Origin of the sequence: Vibrio sp. WZ-1 (assembly GCF_052037695.1) — a bacterium.
Taxonomy (GTDB): Bacteria; Pseudomonadota; Gammaproteobacteria; order Enterobacterales; family Vibrionaceae; genus Vibrio.
Genome location: NZ_JBQEQR010000060.1, coordinates 13686 through 30732, shown reverse-complemented (window position 1 = coordinate 30732; position 17047 = coordinate 13686). Strand labels below are relative to the sequence as shown.

Genomic DNA, 17047 nt, shown 5'->3' with positions numbered 1-17047 from the left:
TTAGAATCGATATTGAAGTGTGATCTCAGTAACTACTTGGTCTTGTTACGGTCAGTTTTTTCTGCGTGAAATCACATTTTGTTTTGTTTATCTATTTTTATGTTTTCCATAAATAGCTGTTTTTAAATTCGATTTTTAGCATTGTTTCTTTTTGGTTTGAACTCGATCACCTTTTCTTTTTAATTATTTTTCAAGGCGAATTAAATCAAGCAGTATTGCCGTCGTCAGGGAGACTCCCTAAAAAAGTGCGGTTTAAGGTCAGTGAAGACCCATGCAGCCGCCCCAAAACACAAAGGCAGTAATTATGAAAAATGTTTTCGCTCTAAGTGCACTTTCTCTTGTTTTCGCTTCTAGCGCTTTCGCGGGTTCTTCTTACGTAACAGGTAACGTTCAGTTCCACTCGGACTTCCAACCTAACGCGACTTCAACACTTGAAGCTGGCCATACGTTTGATTCTGGCACAACTCTACTAACTGAGTTTGATGGCATCTCACTTGGTAAATACGACAATGACTTGATCCAAGATACAGGTCTAGGTAACTCTCCATACATTACGCTTGGTATTGAGCAAAGCTACAACATTAATGACAACCTTTGGGTTGCTGTGGGTTACCACCACTTGCTAAACAATGGTGAGACAGTTCAGTACCGTCCTCTAGTAAAAATCGGTTACAACTTCGATAACGGTATTTCAATCAGTAACCGTACTCGTTACCACGCAATGGAAGACAGCAAAGCTGATGACCAAACTCGCTTTGACAACCGTATTGGTTACGTAGTGAATGAAGATCTAGCGGTAAGCTACAACAACGTATACGTGATCAGCGACGCTGACAACACGATGGATCACGAGCTACGCGCTACTTGGACACGCAATGGTGTTCAACCTTACTTTGAGTACCGTAACCAAGCAGATAACGCAAACAACGCATTCGTATTTGGTGCATCTTACGGTTTCTAATGAGTCCTAGTTGTTCATATTCATTATGAGCACATCAAAGCTTAGCATTGCCCAAATGCAGTAAGCTTACGGCCTTAACATTGTTGAGGCCGTTTTTTTTGTTTGTGGATCTTGAGAATACCAATTCCGTTAATTGGATGTTCAAAAAATAGCGCGGGTAAAATCACTTAGAACAAGGCAAAGATTGCAGCTAGCTAGTTGCTCTACCTACAAAATCTTTAACACCGTTATAAGTGATTTTAACCAACAAGAATGAGTAGATTTTTGATGGAAATAAAGCATTCAGACAAAAAAGGTCCGCTAGGGGAATAGCGGACCTTTATTCGGGAGGCACCTTAACGTTCAGGTATTTCTAGCAGTTTTACTGCACTATCAACAACGTTGTTGATCACCTGATTACTCTCGAGTTTTCCTGAACTTGCTGGCCCAAGTGCACAAGCATATAGGGCTAGCTGTTTATCGAAGGGTAAATCGAGTTGGTCGTATAAGTTCTGGCGAATTTTCGCATGTTGCTCGGGTTCGTGATTAGCAAGGCTAACAAGCGTGTCATAGATAAGTGCTTTCATAAATTGTCCTTTTTATTGCACGGGGTGCAGCGGTATTTTATGAATTTAAGCGCAATAAATCACAAGAGTCAGTCACACAACGAAGCCTTAATAAAAGGAATATTCACAATAATTCAGAAGCAACATGAAGCACATCTCTACCGGTTACTTCTCATTACCTTGATGGTGACGGTACTCATATACTTGGCCTTTTTCGTTGTAGGCGTATACAACGTAACTGTCTTTTTTGTCACCATACTCCATACCCGGTGAGCCCATTGGCATTCCAGGAACGGCAAGACCTTTGGCATTGCGAGGTGGATTTTCTAAGAAGGCTTTAATGTCTGCTGCAGGGATGTGCCCTTCAAATACGTAGCCGTCAATCTCCGCCGTGTGGCAAGAATAAAGCTGTTCGTTTTTAATGCCTAAGTCGCGTTTGATGGCGTTCATGTCATCATGCAGCTTTTCTTCTACAGTGAAACCGTTCTCTTCCATGTGTTTAGTCCACTCGCCACAGCAGCCGCAATATGGCGATTTGTGGTTGATGACATCAGCGGCTAATACGTTAGCCGATGTGGCAGCAAGCATAGTAAAGGTTAATAATTTCAACTTCATAATATCCTCGAAAAGAAGGTTCGCTTACTTAATTGTAAACAGTCGTAGTCGATTTGCATTACTGACGACTGTGATTGAAGACAGCGCCATTGCTGCACCAGCAACAACAGGGCTGAGCAAAAAACCAAACGTCGGGTAAAGTACGCCAGCGGCAATAGGAATACCCAACGAGTTATAAATAAAGGCACCAAACAAGTTCTGTTTCATGTTTTTTAGCGTGGCGCGTGAAAGCTCAATTGCATGTACTACAGCCATTGGCGATGTATTCAAAACGGTCATTTGTGAGCTTTCGATGGCGACATCGCTGCCACTGCCCATCGCTACCCCGAGATCGGCAAGGGCCAAAGCTGGGGCATCGTTGATTCCATCGCCAATCATGGCAACGACTCGACCTTTAGATTGTAGCAGTTTAATGTGCTGTGCTTTCTCATCGGGCATCACCTGAGCAATGACTTCATCAATGCCGAGTTCTTTGCCGATCGCATTTGCGACATGTTGGTTGTCACCCGTGAGCATGACGGTTTTTATGCCCTGCGATTTTAATGCAGACACCGCTTGTTTAGCATCAGATTTAATCGGATCAGCGATGGCAATTAAACCAATCAGTTCGTTGTTAAGCGCCACTGCCACGGGTGTCCAAGCGTTGTTTGCACAATCTTGAATCGCTTGCTCCATTGGGCTGGTATCAATCTGCTCGTTTTGCATAAATTGCAATGAGCCAATGAATAACGGTTGTGCTTGGTAGGTCGCGGTGATACCACGGCCACGGATATTCTCAAATGAGTCCAATTCAACACTGTTGGTATTGTGTTGCTTAGCATAATCGCACACGGCTTTAGCGAGCGGGTGCTCAGATTGACGTTCAGCTGCGTAAGCCAAAGCTAACAATTGCGCTTGGGTGGAGGAGTGAGTAAACACTTGCTGCACACTTGGTTTGCCTTGGGTCAGCGTGCCGGTTTTGTCAAACACAACGGTATCGACTTTGCTTGCTAATTGCAGCGCGTCAGCGTCTTTGATCAAAATGCCAAGCTCCGCGGCTTTACCGACACCAACGGTGACCGACAGTGGCGTTGCTAACCCCAGCGCACAAGGGCAGGCGATAATCAGCACGGTGGTTGTAACGACAAGCATGTAACTGGCTTTAGGCTCTGGGCCCACAGCGAACCAAACCAACGCAGCAAGGACTGCGATCCCGACAACGACAGGGACAAACACCGATGAAATCTGGTCTGCTAATTTGGCAATCGCAGGCTTACTGCTTTGCGCCGTGCGTACCATGCGAATGATTCTAGCTAGCATGGTGTTAGCACCGATGCCTGTGGCTTCAATGATTAATGCGCCATCAGTATTTAATGTGCCCGCAGATACCTGTGCATCTTTCATTTTTAATACTGGTACTGGCTCACCAGTCAACATGGATTCATCAAGGTAAGATTCACCTTGAACCACGACTCCATCAACAGGTACCTTCTCTCCTGGTTTAATGCGCAGCTTCATACCTAGCGTGATTTGCTCAACCGCAATTTGTTGATCGCCTTGTTCTGTAATCACAGTCGCTTGCTGAGGTTGTAGATTAATCAATGCCTGTAAAGAGCGTGTTGTGTTTGCTTTGGCTTTTGCTTCTATATAGTGACCAAGAGAAATCAGGCCGATGATCATCGCACTGGCTTCAAAGTACACATGGCGTGACGCGATTGGGAACCACTCAGGAAAAATCACCACAAGCATCGAATAGAACCATGCCGCACCAGTACCTAATGCGACTAAAGTGTCCATAGTTGCACGTTTGTGAGTGGCTGCTAACCATGCGTTAGTAAAGAAGTGCTTACCTGCTGTCGCAAGTAATAAAAAACATAGAATGCCTATCGCTCCCCAAGCCAGTTGATCATTGGCATTGCGAATCATCATGTTGCCGCCAAATACACCCCAAAGCATCAGTGGTGCACCGACAACTAAGCCTGCAATGGCATCCAGCTTGAAGCGTTTTTGTTGGGCGAGTTGTTGAGCAGCTTGTTTTTCTTGTTGGGTTGCTGCGTCTTGCAGGATCTCTGCTTGGTAGCCGGCTTGTTTTATGGATTCAATAATCGTTTGGTGAAGGTCTTCAGTATCTTGAGTGACGAACACTAATGCACTTTGCTCTGCAAGGTTTACTTGTGTTTTCTCAATGCCTTCTACGTTAGTAAGTGCTTTCTCTACTGAAGAAACGCAACTTGCACAGGTCATGCCTTGAATCAACATTTGCAATTGAATGCTTTTTGGTGGCCGTTGAGTGTGTTCAATATTGGCCTGCTTTTCTACGGGTTCAGTCTCCGGTGAGCTTTCTTTTTCTACTTCAATAGAATCAAGGCTGGCGGTGTAGCCGAGAGTGGCCACAAGATCAATCACTTGCTGCTCTGAGAGTAGTGTTGTGATGTCGAGTTGTGTTGTAGACGCTTGAAACGTAATGACGTCTTGATTTGATTCTAATAAAGAAGAGAGTTTCTTCACGCATCCACCACAGCTTAACCCTGCAAGGTTAAATTGATATTGATGGCCGGCGTGATAACCCAATGACTCGATCGATTCAACAATAGAAGAAAGAGGGGATTCGGTTTTCACTTCAACCATTGTCGGGGACAAATTGATGATCTCAACACTGTGATTAGCATGTAAAGCTTTCTCAACTTTTCGCGCACAGCCCATGCAGTTAAGCCCTGACATCGGTACAACAAACTGATACATAACTTGTCCTCAATAATAGCAATGTACAGAGCATAAACCTTCCTGCAAGGGGAAGGTCAAGCATTCAATTGCTGAATTCATAACGTCAAAATTAGGTTAAAAACTGAACTTATAGAGATAAATGCTTGCGAGTCATATCAAGGTTTTTTCTCTTTCTTTATAAAGTTCCATTAATCATTGTGAAATACAGGAGCGGTGAGTCACAAATATGCTGTTAGTTTTATAAAAATGGCGTGAACAAATACGTATTTGACGTTTTTTTTTCTTTATATCTTGTGGTAACTCTTTGTTTTTAAGTTGTTTATATTGTTTTTCTTTTTGTTAGTTTGAAGTGGCTCAGATTGCCTCGCCTTTCATTTTTTGAAGCGAAAAAAGTTTGTCATATTTGCTCCGTCCACAAGTTGTTTCAGATTCCATACCTGTCCTAGTTAGCGAATTTGAAAATGGAAAAACTAATAAAATATAGGGGTTAAAAATGTCTTACCTAAAGAAAAGCTTGGTTGCGAGTGCAGTAGCCAGTTTCATGTTTGGTGGGGTTGCGGTGGCCGCCGATCCTGTTGGTCCTGAGTATGCATCAGCAGCATCAGCCTTTTTTGAAGAGTCTACCGTTACCGGTGCGTTGAATTTTTGGATGCGTGATCGTACTCGTGCAGATGTAGATTCTAACGGTAATCAAACGTCTAAGAAGCCAAACCTAGATCATGGTTCTATGTACCTTTCGTTAGGTTTTAGCTCTGGTTACATCAGTGATACCGTTGGTTTGGACCTTAACGTGTACTCGACATTTGATATGTGGAATAACGCTTCACCAGACCATGAAATGAACTTCTGGGGGGTAGATAACCCATATGATATGAACCCAACGGCTTCTTCTGGTTGTAGTGGCACTTGGGATTCTGACTGTACCGACAACGGAGCTGCATTCCAAACTGCGGCATTAAAGTTCAAGTTTGGCGACTCTGTGACGGCGAAAGCGGGTTACTTCCAACCAAGTGTTCCAACAGCGATGGGCGTTAACTGGTCGTTTGCTGCTGGTACGTATACTGGTGGTGAAATTGGGGCAAACTTTGATGATCTAGCGCTTGGTTTTGTCTATGCCGTTGAATACCGTGCTCCTTGGTTTAAGAAGAGCTACGAGTTCCGTGATGGACAAAATAAAGATGCAGGTGACGCATACTCGTTCGGTGCTCGTTACAACCTAACACCAAACTCATCGCTAGATATTGCTTACGCAGGTTTGACTGATGGCCCTCGTAAGAATGCGCACATTAAGTACAAACATACCACTGAAAACGGTTGGTACTTATCTCCTCAAGTCTACATTATGGATGATGAAGATCAGTACGATAGCACGGCATTCCAAGCTGCATTCCTATCTTCTAAATCGGTAGGTGCATACAGCTTCCGTTTAGAAGGTACATACACTTCAGCAGACTCAAGCGATACTCGTGGCAACGTAGGTAACTTTGCTTACCGTTTAACAGAGCAATACGGCGGTTCGAATGGTGCATATGATATCTGGTGGAATAACCGCTCTGACTTCAACCACGATGGTGAGATTGGCTTCTTTGGCCAAATGAGTCGTGATTTCTCAGACCTAGGTGCTCCAGGTTTCAGTGCGGGTATTAACGGTGTATACGCATTTGGTGCTGAAGCAAAAGGCTATGATGAACTTGTAGAATACTCAGGCAGCGTATTTGCTAACTACGCTATCCAAGGTGGTCCTTTGAAAGGTGCTCATCTAGGGATGTACTACACACGCTATGTTAATGACTCAGATGCGCCAAACTGGACTGGTTACTCAAACGGTTTCCAAGACGAAAACGACTTGAAAGTCACTCTAGTGATTCCAATGAGCATCAAATAATTTTTGAGCTTACATAAAAGAACAAGCCCCTCAATGTAGGGGCTTGAATTGTTTTCGGGGAATAAATTGTAGTTGTCGAGTTTGGAGTGATAGAATAACGCGCAAAAATTTAGGTTGCGCTGAGTTAGTCAGCGAATGTCTTAATATTAAGGTAATAAACAATGACGGTTAAAACACGTTTTGCTCCAAGCCCAACAGGCTACCTTCACGTAGGTGGTGCGCGCACTGCACTTTACTCTTGGTTATACGCAAAAAATCAAGGTGGTGAATTTGTTCTACGTATCGAAGACACTGACCTTGAGCGTAACTCTCAAGAAGCAGTAGATGCAATTCTTGAAGGCATGGAGTGGCTAGGTCTTGAGTGGAATGAAGGTCCTTACTTCCAAACTCAACGTTTTGACCGTTACAACGAGATGGTTGATAAACTTCTTGCAGAAGACAAAGCATACAAATGCTACGCATCTAAAGAGCTGCTAGACGAAGTTCGTGCAGAGCAAGAAGCAAACAAAGAAATGCCTCGTTACGATGCAAACCATCCAAAAATTAAAGCGGCAAACGAAGCGGCAAAAGATGGCGAACCATGCGTTATCCGTTTCCGCAACCCGAAAGAAGGCAGCGTAGTATTTGATGACCAAATCCGTGGCCGCATCGAAATCAGCAACACACAAATGGATGACCTTATCATCCGTCGTACCGATGGTTCTCCAACGTACAACTTCTGTGTAGTTGTTGATGACTGGGATATGGGCATTACTCACGTAGTACGTGGTGAAGACCACATCAACAACACGCCTCGTCAGATCAACATCTACGAAGCACTAGGTGCACCAGTACCAACATTCGCACACTGTGCAATGATTCTAGGTGATGACGGTGCGAAACTGTCTAAGCGTCACGGCGCTGTATCTGTAATGCAGTACCGCGACATGGGTTACCTACCGGCAGCACTAAATAACTACTTGGTACGTCTTGGTTGGTCTCATGGTGACCAAGAGATCTTCACTCAAGAAGAAATGATCAACCTATTTAGCCTAAACGCAGTATCTAAGTCAGCGTCTGCATTCAATACTGACAAACTGCAATGGTTGAACAACCATTACATCAAGAACTCAGATCCAGCGTACGTTGCAGAGCACCTACAATGGCATCTAGATCAGCAAAAACTAGACGTAACTAACGGCCCTGCGATCACTGAAGTGATCAAGCTTGTTGGTGAGCGTTGCAACACACTTGTTGAGCTAGCGGAGCAAATTCGTTACTTCTACGAAGATTTCTCTGAGTTTGAAGCAGGCGCAGCGAAGAAACACCTACGTGGCGTTGCTAAAGAGCCTCTAGAACTTGCTCTAGCGAAAGCAGAAGCACTAACTGAGTGGACGACTGCGAACATCAAAGATGGCGTTATCGCAGCAGTATGTGAAGAGCTAGAGATCGGTATGGGCAAAATCGGTATGCCACTACGTGTAGCAGTAACAGGCGGTGGTCAGTCTCCTTCTGTAGATGCAGTAATGGAACTGATTGGTAAAGAACGTTGTGTTGCTCGTATTAAGATGGCACTTGAGTTCATTGCAGAGCGTGAAGCGAACGCATAATTACTTGAAGAAATAGTGAAAAGCCGCGGAAATTACCGCGGCTTTTTTGTTTTCCTTTATCTAGCTACCACCACTTTCTCATCAAAATGAACGAAAGTTCGTCTATTTCTTCGCCAATGTGTTCAATAGTTGATTAGTTTTATTTATTAAAATATAGCTAACACAAATATAATTTGGCTGCTTCTATTCAAAATATACTACTGAAACTTAGAGATAATTCCTAAAGTTCCTCAAAATTCATCTCATAAATGAGAAATTAATTTGCTTTAGATATTCTATTCCAATTATTGGCGCAATCGTTTGCGTCCTTGTGTGGTGGGCTATGACGTGCACTGGATCACATAAATTAGCGTATTTCGATGACATTAAATTGACAGTTTGGGGTTTTGTCTTCGGATTTCTTGGAGTTATAGTGCTCGCCGTCAGTGAAGCAGCGATATGCATCACTGGACAGGATACATACCCAAGTGACTTTTACTCATTGAGTTGGAAGTTATTTCGGTATCAAACTCAAAGGAACTGAAGAAAAGAATAGGAATACAACGTCTCCAAGACAGTGCATTTCGTTAACAAACAAAAGAACTTCTTTTAGAGGAATCAATAATGAAAAAACTAGCAGCGGTAATTTCAGCTTCTTTACTTATGGCTTCAGCAGCACACGCAGAAGTATACATGGGCGGTAAGATGGGTAAGTCTTGGATGGACGACGCTTGTGTAGCTGGCCAAGCTTGTGACAAAGATGGCTCTACTCTAGGTGCTTTTGTTGGTTACGAAATGAATGACTACTTCTCAGTAGAAGCTGGCTTCGACAACCTAGGTAACTTCGACCAAACATCTTTCGGTGGTCACGTAGAAGCAATCACTCTTGCTCCTAAATTCAGTCTACCAATCACTGAAGACATTGCTCTTTACGGTAAAGTGGGTGGCGCTTACCTAATGATGAAAGATGGTAAAGATGATTACTCTTACCTAGGTGCAGCGGGTGTTGAATTCAACGTTAGCGAAAACGTAACAGCACGTGCGGAATACCAAACAATCACAGATATCAACAACGATTCAGTGAAAGCAATGGGTAACTCTGCGACTCTAGGCGTTGCGTTTAAGTTTGGCGGTAACGACGAAGTTGTTGTTGAAGAAGAGCCAATCGTAGAAGAAGTAGTAGTAGAAGAAGTTGTTGCACCAGTTGTTGTAACTAAAACGTTTGAAACTCAAACAATCGGTACTGGTAGCTTTGCGCTAAACAGCACTACTCTTAAACCAGAGAGCGCAGCTAAACTAGATAACCTAGTAGCATTCCTTAACGAGTACCCACAAGCAAACGTTGATGTAATTGGTTACACAGACACTTCTGGTCCAGCAGCATACAACCAAAAAGTTTCTGAGAAGCGTGCAGAGTCTGTAGCGAACGCGCTAGTAGAAAAAGGCATCGATGCTTCACGCATTCACGCTCGTGGCGAAGGTGAGAACAACCCAATCGCTTCAAACGAGACTCGTGAAGGTCGTGAACAAAACCGTCGCGTAGAAATCGTTGTTCCTGAGTTTGAATACCAAGTTCAACAATAAGCGCGAATCTAACGCTAGTCGTTAGAAAGCTGAAAAATAAAAGCCCCAAAGAGTTCGCTCTTTGGGGCTTTTTAATATGAATGAGATACTCAAGTCGTAGAGAAAGTAACGGTTACTTTAGGTCAATGCTGTTAAGTCGGCCCATAAACATCAGGATCTCAAGGTTATCCTTGTGTGCGTCTAGCAATGCTTTTTTGGTTTGCATATAAGCGGCGAGCTTTCCGTACTTGTTAATCGAACGAACCACGGTCTTATACTTGTATTCGCCGGAATCGTTAAATTCACGCCATTTAGCAATGTAGCAAGTGTCTCGGTTGTCTGGATCTTCTAACGTTGGGTTCGGTTTGTGAACAATTTTCGGTTCGACACTATGCGGCAGCCTCGTCATTAGGTAGGGATCCTTCAATAGACGGCGCCAAAACTTGCCCCACATTTCACGCCCAAGCTCGTTACGTAGCTTAATTGCCTTCTTGAGCCCTTTCTTTTCTCCAATACGAATAAATCCCACAGAGCGGTGCAAGACCGTATCATCTGGGGTATGGATATGAATTTTAAAGGCAGTTTTGCCTTTTGAAATAAAGCGGTGTCCAGTATTTGTAATTAAATTGCTCTTAGACATATTGCTAAATAATATTTTTATTAATACCTAAAGGGTAAGCAAAACTTATGGATAGTTAAAGTAATAAAACATAAAACTGCAAAGAGATGACATTTCTCTACGACAAGTTTAGGTCTTAACAGTAAAAAGGGCGAACAATAGAGGTAAATGGGTGTTTTATGCTCAAGTAACCTTGAGGTGCTTGGTTTAGCAAGAATGACTTGGTTTGAAGGCGAGGCAACCATTTGGAAAGAGCTAGCTATTCCGTTTCGTTGTTTTCCTTGCTTACTTTCGGTAAACAGGGAGTCAGTGACAATGCTCTGAACTCTGCATCTTGAAGTCACTTGAGTATATTGCCTTGGCTTTCTGTCATAAAGCCAAGGCAGAGATGGCGCCCCCAGTAGGATTCGAACCTACGACCTGTCCCTTAGGAGGGGACTGCGCTATCCAGCTGTGCCATGGGGGCGTAATCATATATGAAGCGTTACCTATGATATTCAAAAGAAAGCATATGGCAATGCTTTATGTGTGCAGCTATAACAACTTGTTCATTACATCGCCAATTTGCACGCTAGAGGCAAGATTCGGCTGATCAATCGTCAACTCTGCTTCATGTTCGTATACGCGAGAGACGGTAAGGGTTATTTCGCTCTGAGAGACCTTGTTACGTGGTAATCCATTTTGGTCGATGAAAGATGCTGTGTGCCACAATTGTAACTTGTCACCTTCTTGTACGCCGTGTATCCGGCCAAGATCCATTGTCACTGTGTTGCCAAATACCGCAACCACTTCAGGAAGTGTAATTTTGCACGAAAGCTCTGATTCCAGATCCAACATTATGTTGCGGCTAACACGTAGCATCATTTCACCATAAGTTGATGCCCAGAAGCGTGCGCTTCGTGTATCTACTTGGCTTGTTTTAGCAAATGGCCATTTTGCTACTTCGCGGTAATTCTTGTTATAAACTTCATGCCCAGTTTTACCATCATAGACTTGCATTTCTAAAGCAAACTGACGATTGATGATATCGTCTTTTAACAGCTTTGACTCAACAGTGGCAGTCAAATCGGTAATAACGCCGCCAATGATGTATTGTGAGCCAGTATCTTGAGCGATCATTTTTATGCGCTCTGGGTAATTCTTATCGATGGCATAGTCGGTTGTGCCTACAGAAACAAAGCTACGTGATGTTTGAGCGAGTTGTCGATTCACAACATGACTGAAATCATCACCGACACGATAGATCTGTCCCATGACCGCTTGTTGCGGGGAAGCGACATCAATATTACCTACCAGTACCGTTTTTTTGTATTGATCAACGTGGCAACCCGTTGCCGATGGATAGATATCGACGCGGATCTTTAGTTCCATCTTGCCACCACGTTTACGCTCTGATTCCACCAATATGTAGCGTACTTCATGGTTTGTGAATTGATACTCTTTGCGACTCTCTTCTAACAAAGGCATTAAATTACTAATACTACCGATGTCTGCGCCAGAAAAGTTGACGGCTTTAAATAGGGCGTCCTCCAATGCGTGCAATCTAGCCGCATCTTCAGAAGAAACGATCGTGGCAACGCCTGTTACTTCATACCAAGACGCAATAGCTCGAAATGGCATGATCAAGATAAAAGCGGTTGATATTAGGCTTAAAACTATTTTTTTCATTGTGTTTGACCGTTCAGGTATAAATATTGCTTTAACAATTTCAGTAACGTTTGGTGGTTTTTCTTTAGTTCAGCAAACAGAAGAAAAGCAAAGACTGTTCCAATAATACATTTATTTTTAAATGAAGTGGCAGAGAACAGTGACACCCAAGATTATCTGGAGAACAAAACCATGAAGAGATGGCTTATTGCTATATCGATGATGACATTGTTAACATCGTGCGCATATGCACCTATATATAATGGTAAAGAACCATATTCTGGTAGCCAATTCATGTTGATGGATAGCCCTCGCCATACGATGGACTTTTTTATCGAAAGCATGACAGAGGATTTAATGGTATCAAATGTGGCGGTTTCATCACGAACGCCAATTGCTATTACTTCATTTGTCGATCTACAAAATATGGATGCAACTAATTGGCTGGGCAATTCGGTATCAGAAGGCTTTATTCACCAATTTCAACGTCGTGGTTTTAAAGTAGTCGATTTCAAAACAACGGGTTCGATTCAAGTGACTCAACAAGGGGATTTCGCACTTAGTCGAGATTGGCAAGATCTCGCGCAAGAGCAGCAAATTCAGTATGTGCTAACCGGCACAATGCTGCGCCAAGAGGGCGGTGTATTAGTTAATGCACGTGTTGTGGGGATGCAAAGCCGTGTTGTAGTAGCAACGGCTCAAGGGTTCTTGCCTGCTGACCGTATTGGTCGCGATTTGGATACATTAAACAGTATTCGTACACAAGATGGCGTTCTTATCCGTTCTGACCCAACTATTCGTCAGCCGTACACTGTGATTCTCCGCCCGTAGGATACGAAAATGAAGAAATTATTATTTATTATTGCGACGCTCGTGTTAGTGGGTTGCCAACCTTTGCAGCAAATGCGTCAAGATGAAATTTTAGTAGCGGTCGGTTACGCAAGCATTAGTGAGCAAACAGGACGTACTATTGAAGAAAAACGCGTTCGTGCGATGCGTGCCTCCAAAATCGATGCGTATCGTGAGCTTGCAGAACAGGTTTATGGCATGCGTGTGAGTGGTCGTGCTGAGCTTGAAGATCAACGACTGGGTATAGAGAGCACGTCAGGTGCGGTTGATGGCGTTATTCGTGGTGCCGAAGTTGTGCGTAGTTACTTGGTTGAAGATAGTTACGTAACAGAGCTTCGTCTTGATATTCGTAAGATGGACAAGCTGCGTGATTATGGAGAAGTTCAACAAGTTCCGGAGAAGCGTCAGCAGACATTGTTCTAATCGAACTAAGCTTTGTTAACCCGATAATCTTTGTGGGCGGCTGATTGGCAACAATCGGTCGCTTTTTTATGGGCGACATTCTGAGTTGTTGTAGCCATTGGCTAGGTAAATTCTAGGGTGGCTTAGGCTTTGATATTGGTGCCCAGAGTGGAGATTGTGTGAGTCTTACCTCCGGCATTGTAAGTCATACCGACTTTACCGTGGGTACGTTGAAGCATGTTATTAAGCTTATTGTAGCTAGACTGAGCCCGGTTAAGAGATTCGCCATTTACGTGGTTCACTTGTTGGCAGTCTAGGACTATCGACTGTATTTGCTTGACGGTTTGGCTTAGTTGTTCGTCTTCGGTAAGTTGATTGACATGCGGGTGAGAGGCAATACGCTGATCGGTTGTACGAAGTTGATCAATGAGTGTCATCTTTTCTCTGGCAACTTTTTCGATATCAGCAGACACACGAGATGCAATCGCACGTGTTTCTTGCTGTAGTACTTGAGACAATGCTTTCGCGTTCTCAAGTTGGAAATTAACCAAATCGACGAGTGCTGCCATATTGGAGTTACCTTACAAACTAAGCCAATTAACCTTCGGTTTTTAGCTCATTTTCAAACCTGATCATATTATCGGCTAACTTCTCTGGATCAACTTTGTATGAGCCATTAGCAATAGCATCTTTAATTGCAGCAACCTTTGCACTATCGTACGCAGGTGAAGCGGCAAGATCTTGATGCATTTGGCTTACGGCTTTGCCTTGTTTGCTAAGCGATACTGCGTCTTGAGCCACAGTAGATTTTTTCGATTCTGTACTTGTGGTGGTACTAGAATCGCTACGTGCTGGCGAACGACTTGTTGTCGTCATTATTTGCCCAGAACGTATGTTGTCTATACCTGCCATATATCAACCTTTTAGTCATGTCGTAGTATTGGTATCCAAACTATCGACCAGAACGTGTAAAACTTTAGCTTTTTTTCGTGTTTTATTTACACGATTTATTGCTAAGGGATAGTGTCAGATTTTGGTCTAAAATGTAACCGTTATTTCTGCTGCTCCCGTTACTATTCCCTCAATTATACGCTGAGACTTATCGTTTTTCACTCTCACTTGATCTCCAGTCCCGCCATCTTGCAGTGAAGTCCCTTGAGTGGTGATCGTCATTCCTGATTTTATCGCTCGAATGGTCACCTTTTCATTACGGCATACCACACAGATATCGTTTCGTTCTACAACGTCCCCTAAGCGAACATTACGCTTTAGTTTTGCACCGACAACTTGGCTAGGTTCAGAAAAGCCTTCTTTCCTAAATCTCTGGAGTTCGATCATTGTGATCCTAACATCCGATAAAGAGATCATTTCCCCCCGTGCTAAAGGACGAGCAGACACCACCATTGGTATCGAAACAGATAATCGAACGGGAACGTACACTTTCCAGTCATCAATAGGGCACTCAACGAGAACGTTGATATTGCTTCTAGTACTGCTTGTCGAAGATGCTGACGTTGTTAGTGGCTCGGGACAGTCTGTGGCTTTGATACGTTGATCAATATTTGCTGCATTGACACTTAAATTCCCTCCCTCAGGATGGGGAACCGTGGTTAGAATATGGTTTTCTGCTGCTACTTTTATCTGCTCGATCTGATTTTCTGTCGCTGAATGCGCAAAAAAACTAAACATAATGAGTAAAATGCCGATAGACTTAGCGAGATTTGTATAGAACACTCTACATACATTCATAGAAATTGGTATCCAACTAGTATTAAAATACGCCATACTGTTTTTTTTGGTATCGTGCTGCCAGATGTAGAGTATCATTTAAAACCAAAAAGTTTGAGATGGAGATGAGCATATGACGGGGATTCTTGATTCGGTGAATCAACGTACGCAACTCGTCGGCCAAAACCGATTGGAGCTATTGACCTTTCGGCTAATGGGACGACAGCGTTACGGCATCAACGTATTTAAAGTAAAAGAAGTACTACAATGCCCTAAGTTGACTTCTATGCCAAACCTACACCCGCTAGTTAAAGGTGTCGCTCATATCCGTGGCCATACAGTGTCGGTTATTGATTTGAGTTTGGCTATCGGCGGTCGACCAACAACAGACATCGAAAAATGTTTTGTTGTTATTGCAGAATTTAACCGCACGATCCAGGCATTTTTGGTGACTTCAGTAGAGCGAATCATCAACATGCACTGGGAAGCTATTTTGCCACCACCTGACGGTGCAGGTAAGGCAAACTATCTAACGGCTGTAACCAATATTGATAATGAGTTGGTTGAAATTCTTGATGTTGAGAAGATTCTTGCTGAGATTGCGCCTGTTGATGAAACAATGGATAGCACTATCGGTGAAGAGATTGCTCAAGTAGAGCAAGATAAGCCAATTGTGCGTCGAATCTTAATTGCAGATGATTCAACCGTGGCGCGTAAACAGGTTGAACGAGCAATTACTTCAATTGGATTTGAAGTCGTATCAGTTAAAGATGGCAAAGAAGCGTATAATAAGTTGCTTGAGATGGCTCAGCAGGGCAGTATTTACGATCAAATATCTTTAGTTATTTCTGATATTGAAATGCCTGAAATGGATGGCTATACGCTAACTGCTGAAATTCGTCGCAATGCTGATCTTAAAGATCTATATGTAATCCTCCACTCTTCCTTAAGTGGGGTATTCAACCAAGCAATGGTTGAGCGTGTTGGCGCAAACTCGTTCATTGCGAAATTTAACCCGGACGAATTAGGTAACGCGGTTAAATCTGCTTTAACTAAGTAAAAGAGACATTAATGACTGCTATTACAATCAGTGATCAAGAGTATCGTGACTTTAGCCGTTTTCTAGAATCACAATGCGGTATTGTTTTAGGTGACAGTAAGCAGTATCTAGTGCGTAGTCGTTTGAGCCCTTTGGTGACAAAGTTCAAGCTAGCGTCACTTTCTGATCTGCTTCGTGATGTAGTGACTGGACGTAATCGTGAATTACGTGTTGCTGCTGTAGATGCCATGACAACCAACGAGACATTGTGGTTCAGAGATACTTACCCGTTCACGGTTTTAGCTGACAAATTATTGCCTGAAGTGGCGGCGAACAAACGTCCAATTAAAATCTGGTCAGCAGCAAGCTCATCAGGTCAAGAGCCTTACTCAATGGCGATGACAATATTGGAAACTCAACAGCGTAAACCTGGTTTGTTGCCTAGCGTTTCTATTACAGCAACCGACATTTCAGCAAGCATGCTTGATATGTGCCGTACAGGCGTATATGACAACTTGGCTTTGGGACGAGGACTCTCACCAGAGCGACGTCGTAATTTCTTTGAAGATGCGGGCGATGGCCGCATGAAGGTCAAAGACAACGTTAAGCGACTTGTCAACTTCCGCCCACAAAACTTAATGGATAGCTACGCCTTACTTGGTAAGTTTGACATTATCTTTTGTCGTAATGTACTTATTTACTTCTCTCCAGAGATGAAGTCTAAGGTGCTGAACCAAATGGCAAATAGCTTGAATCCAGGAGGCTACTTGTTGCTTGGTGCGTCAGAGTCGTTAACTGGATTAACAGATCGTTTTGAAATGGTGCGTTGTAATCCAGGCATCATTTACAAACTAAAATAGCGGACTGCTTTAATATTTATCAAGCCTGACTTTATGTCAGGCTTTTCTTTTTCTAGCGTCTTC

16 protein-coding genes and 1 tRNA gene are annotated in these 17047 nt (G+C 43.2%); 8 read left to right on the top strand and 9 right to left on the bottom strand.

Features of this window, described 5'->3' with window-relative positions:
* Positions 1-304: 304 nt before the first annotated feature.
* Positions 305-961, top strand: a complete 657-nt coding sequence (locus ACTS60_RS05955; protein ID WP_440887495.1) for an oligogalacturonate-specific porin KdgM family protein — start codon at positions 305-307, stop codon at positions 959-961.
* A gap of 335 nt (positions 962-1296) precedes the next feature.
* Here ACTS60_RS05955 and ACTS60_RS05950 read toward each other — a convergent pair whose 3' ends face one another.
* From ACTS60_RS05950 to ACTS60_RS05940, 3 genes are all read right to left on the bottom strand, one after another.
* Entirely contained in the window at positions 1297-1527 is a 231-nt protein-coding gene (locus ACTS60_RS05950) for a PAS factor family protein (protein ID WP_440887494.1), read from the bottom strand.
* Positions 1528-1671: 144 nt separating this feature from the next.
* Positions 1672-2121, bottom strand: a complete 450-nt coding sequence (locus ACTS60_RS05945) for a DUF411 domain-containing protein (RefSeq protein WP_440887493.1) — start codon at positions 2119-2121, stop codon at positions 1672-1674.
* A 24-nt stretch (positions 2122-2145) separates the two neighbouring features.
* The gene (locus tag ACTS60_RS05940) at positions 2146-4842 is read right to left on the bottom strand and encodes a heavy metal translocating P-type ATPase (protein ID WP_440887492.1); all 2697 of its coding nucleotides are present in this window, start codon (positions 4840-4842) and stop codon (positions 2146-2148) included.
* Between the two features lie 523 nt (positions 4843-5365).
* Here ACTS60_RS05940 and ACTS60_RS05935 point away from each other — a divergent pair.
* From ACTS60_RS05935 to ACTS60_RS05925, 3 genes are all read left to right on the top strand, one after another.
* A complete protein-coding gene (locus ACTS60_RS05935; protein ID WP_440887505.1) occupies positions 5366-6709 on the top strand; it encodes a multidrug transporter in 1344 nt (447 codons plus the stop codon).
* A 161-nt stretch (positions 6710-6870) separates the two neighbouring features.
* Positions 6871-8298 (top strand): glutamate--tRNA ligase, encoded by a 1428-nt coding sequence (gltX, locus tag ACTS60_RS05930; RefSeq protein ID WP_440887491.1) that lies wholly within the window; start codon positions 6871-6873, stop codon positions 8296-8298.
* A gap of 603 nt (positions 8299-8901) precedes the next feature.
* Complete coding sequence (locus ACTS60_RS05925; protein WP_409386520.1) at positions 8902-9861, top strand: OmpA family protein; 960 nt, start codon at positions 8902-8904, stop codon at positions 9859-9861.
* Positions 9862-9973: 112 nt separating this feature from the next.
* On the opposite strand, the gene ACTS60_RS05920 is transcribed toward ACTS60_RS05925, so the two are convergent.
* From ACTS60_RS05920 to ACTS60_RS05910, 3 genes are all read right to left on the bottom strand, one after another.
* Entirely contained in the window at positions 9974-10480 is a 507-nt protein-coding gene (locus ACTS60_RS05920; RefSeq protein ID WP_440887490.1) for a Fe3+-citrate ABC transporter substrate-binding protein, read from the bottom strand.
* Positions 10481-10848: 368 nt separating this feature from the next.
* A tRNA-Arg gene (locus tag ACTS60_RS05915) sits at positions 10849-10925 on the bottom strand.
* A 68-nt stretch (positions 10926-10993) separates the two neighbouring features.
* Positions 10994-12127: a flagellar assembly protein FlgT gene (locus ACTS60_RS05910; protein ID WP_440887489.1), complete on the bottom strand. Its 1134-nt coding sequence runs from the start codon at positions 12125-12127 to the stop codon at positions 10994-10996.
* 171 nt (positions 12128-12298) lie between these two features.
* Between ACTS60_RS05910 and ACTS60_RS05905 the strand changes: the two genes are divergently transcribed.
* Entirely contained in the window at positions 12299-12937 is a 639-nt protein-coding gene (locus ACTS60_RS05905) for a FlgO family outer membrane protein (protein WP_088881220.1), read from the top strand.
* Between the two features lie 9 nt (positions 12938-12946).
* Positions 12947-13378: a flagellar assembly lipoprotein FlgP gene (flgP, locus tag ACTS60_RS05900; RefSeq protein ID WP_440887488.1), complete on the top strand. Its 432-nt coding sequence runs from the start codon at positions 12947-12949 to the stop codon at positions 13376-13378.
* Between the two features lie 122 nt (positions 13379-13500).
* Here flgP and ACTS60_RS05895 read toward each other — a convergent pair whose 3' ends face one another.
* From ACTS60_RS05895 to flgA, 3 genes are all read right to left on the bottom strand, one after another.
* Complete coding sequence (locus ACTS60_RS05895) at positions 13501-13926, bottom strand: flagella synthesis protein FlgN (RefSeq protein WP_088881218.1); 426 nt, start codon at positions 13924-13926, stop codon at positions 13501-13503.
* A gap of 28 nt (positions 13927-13954) precedes the next feature.
* Complete coding sequence (gene flgM, locus ACTS60_RS05890) at positions 13955-14269, bottom strand: flagellar biosynthesis anti-sigma factor FlgM (RefSeq protein WP_440887487.1); 315 nt, start codon at positions 14267-14269, stop codon at positions 13955-13957.
* 126 nt (positions 14270-14395) lie between these two features.
* Positions 14396-15142: a flagellar basal body P-ring formation chaperone FlgA gene (flgA, locus tag ACTS60_RS05885; RefSeq protein WP_440887486.1), complete on the bottom strand. Its 747-nt coding sequence runs from the start codon at positions 15140-15142 to the stop codon at positions 14396-14398.
* Positions 15143-15218: 76 nt separating this feature from the next.
* Between flgA and ACTS60_RS05880 the strand changes: the two genes are divergently transcribed.
* On the top strand, positions 15219-16145 hold the full coding sequence (locus tag ACTS60_RS05880; RefSeq protein ID WP_440887485.1) for a chemotaxis protein CheV: 927 nt from the start codon (positions 15219-15221) through the stop codon (positions 16143-16145).
* A gap of 11 nt (positions 16146-16156) precedes the next feature.
* A complete protein-coding gene (locus ACTS60_RS05875; protein ID WP_440887484.1) occupies positions 16157-16984 on the top strand; it encodes a protein-glutamate O-methyltransferase in 828 nt (275 codons plus the stop codon).
* Positions 16985-17047 lie beyond the last annotated feature (63 nt).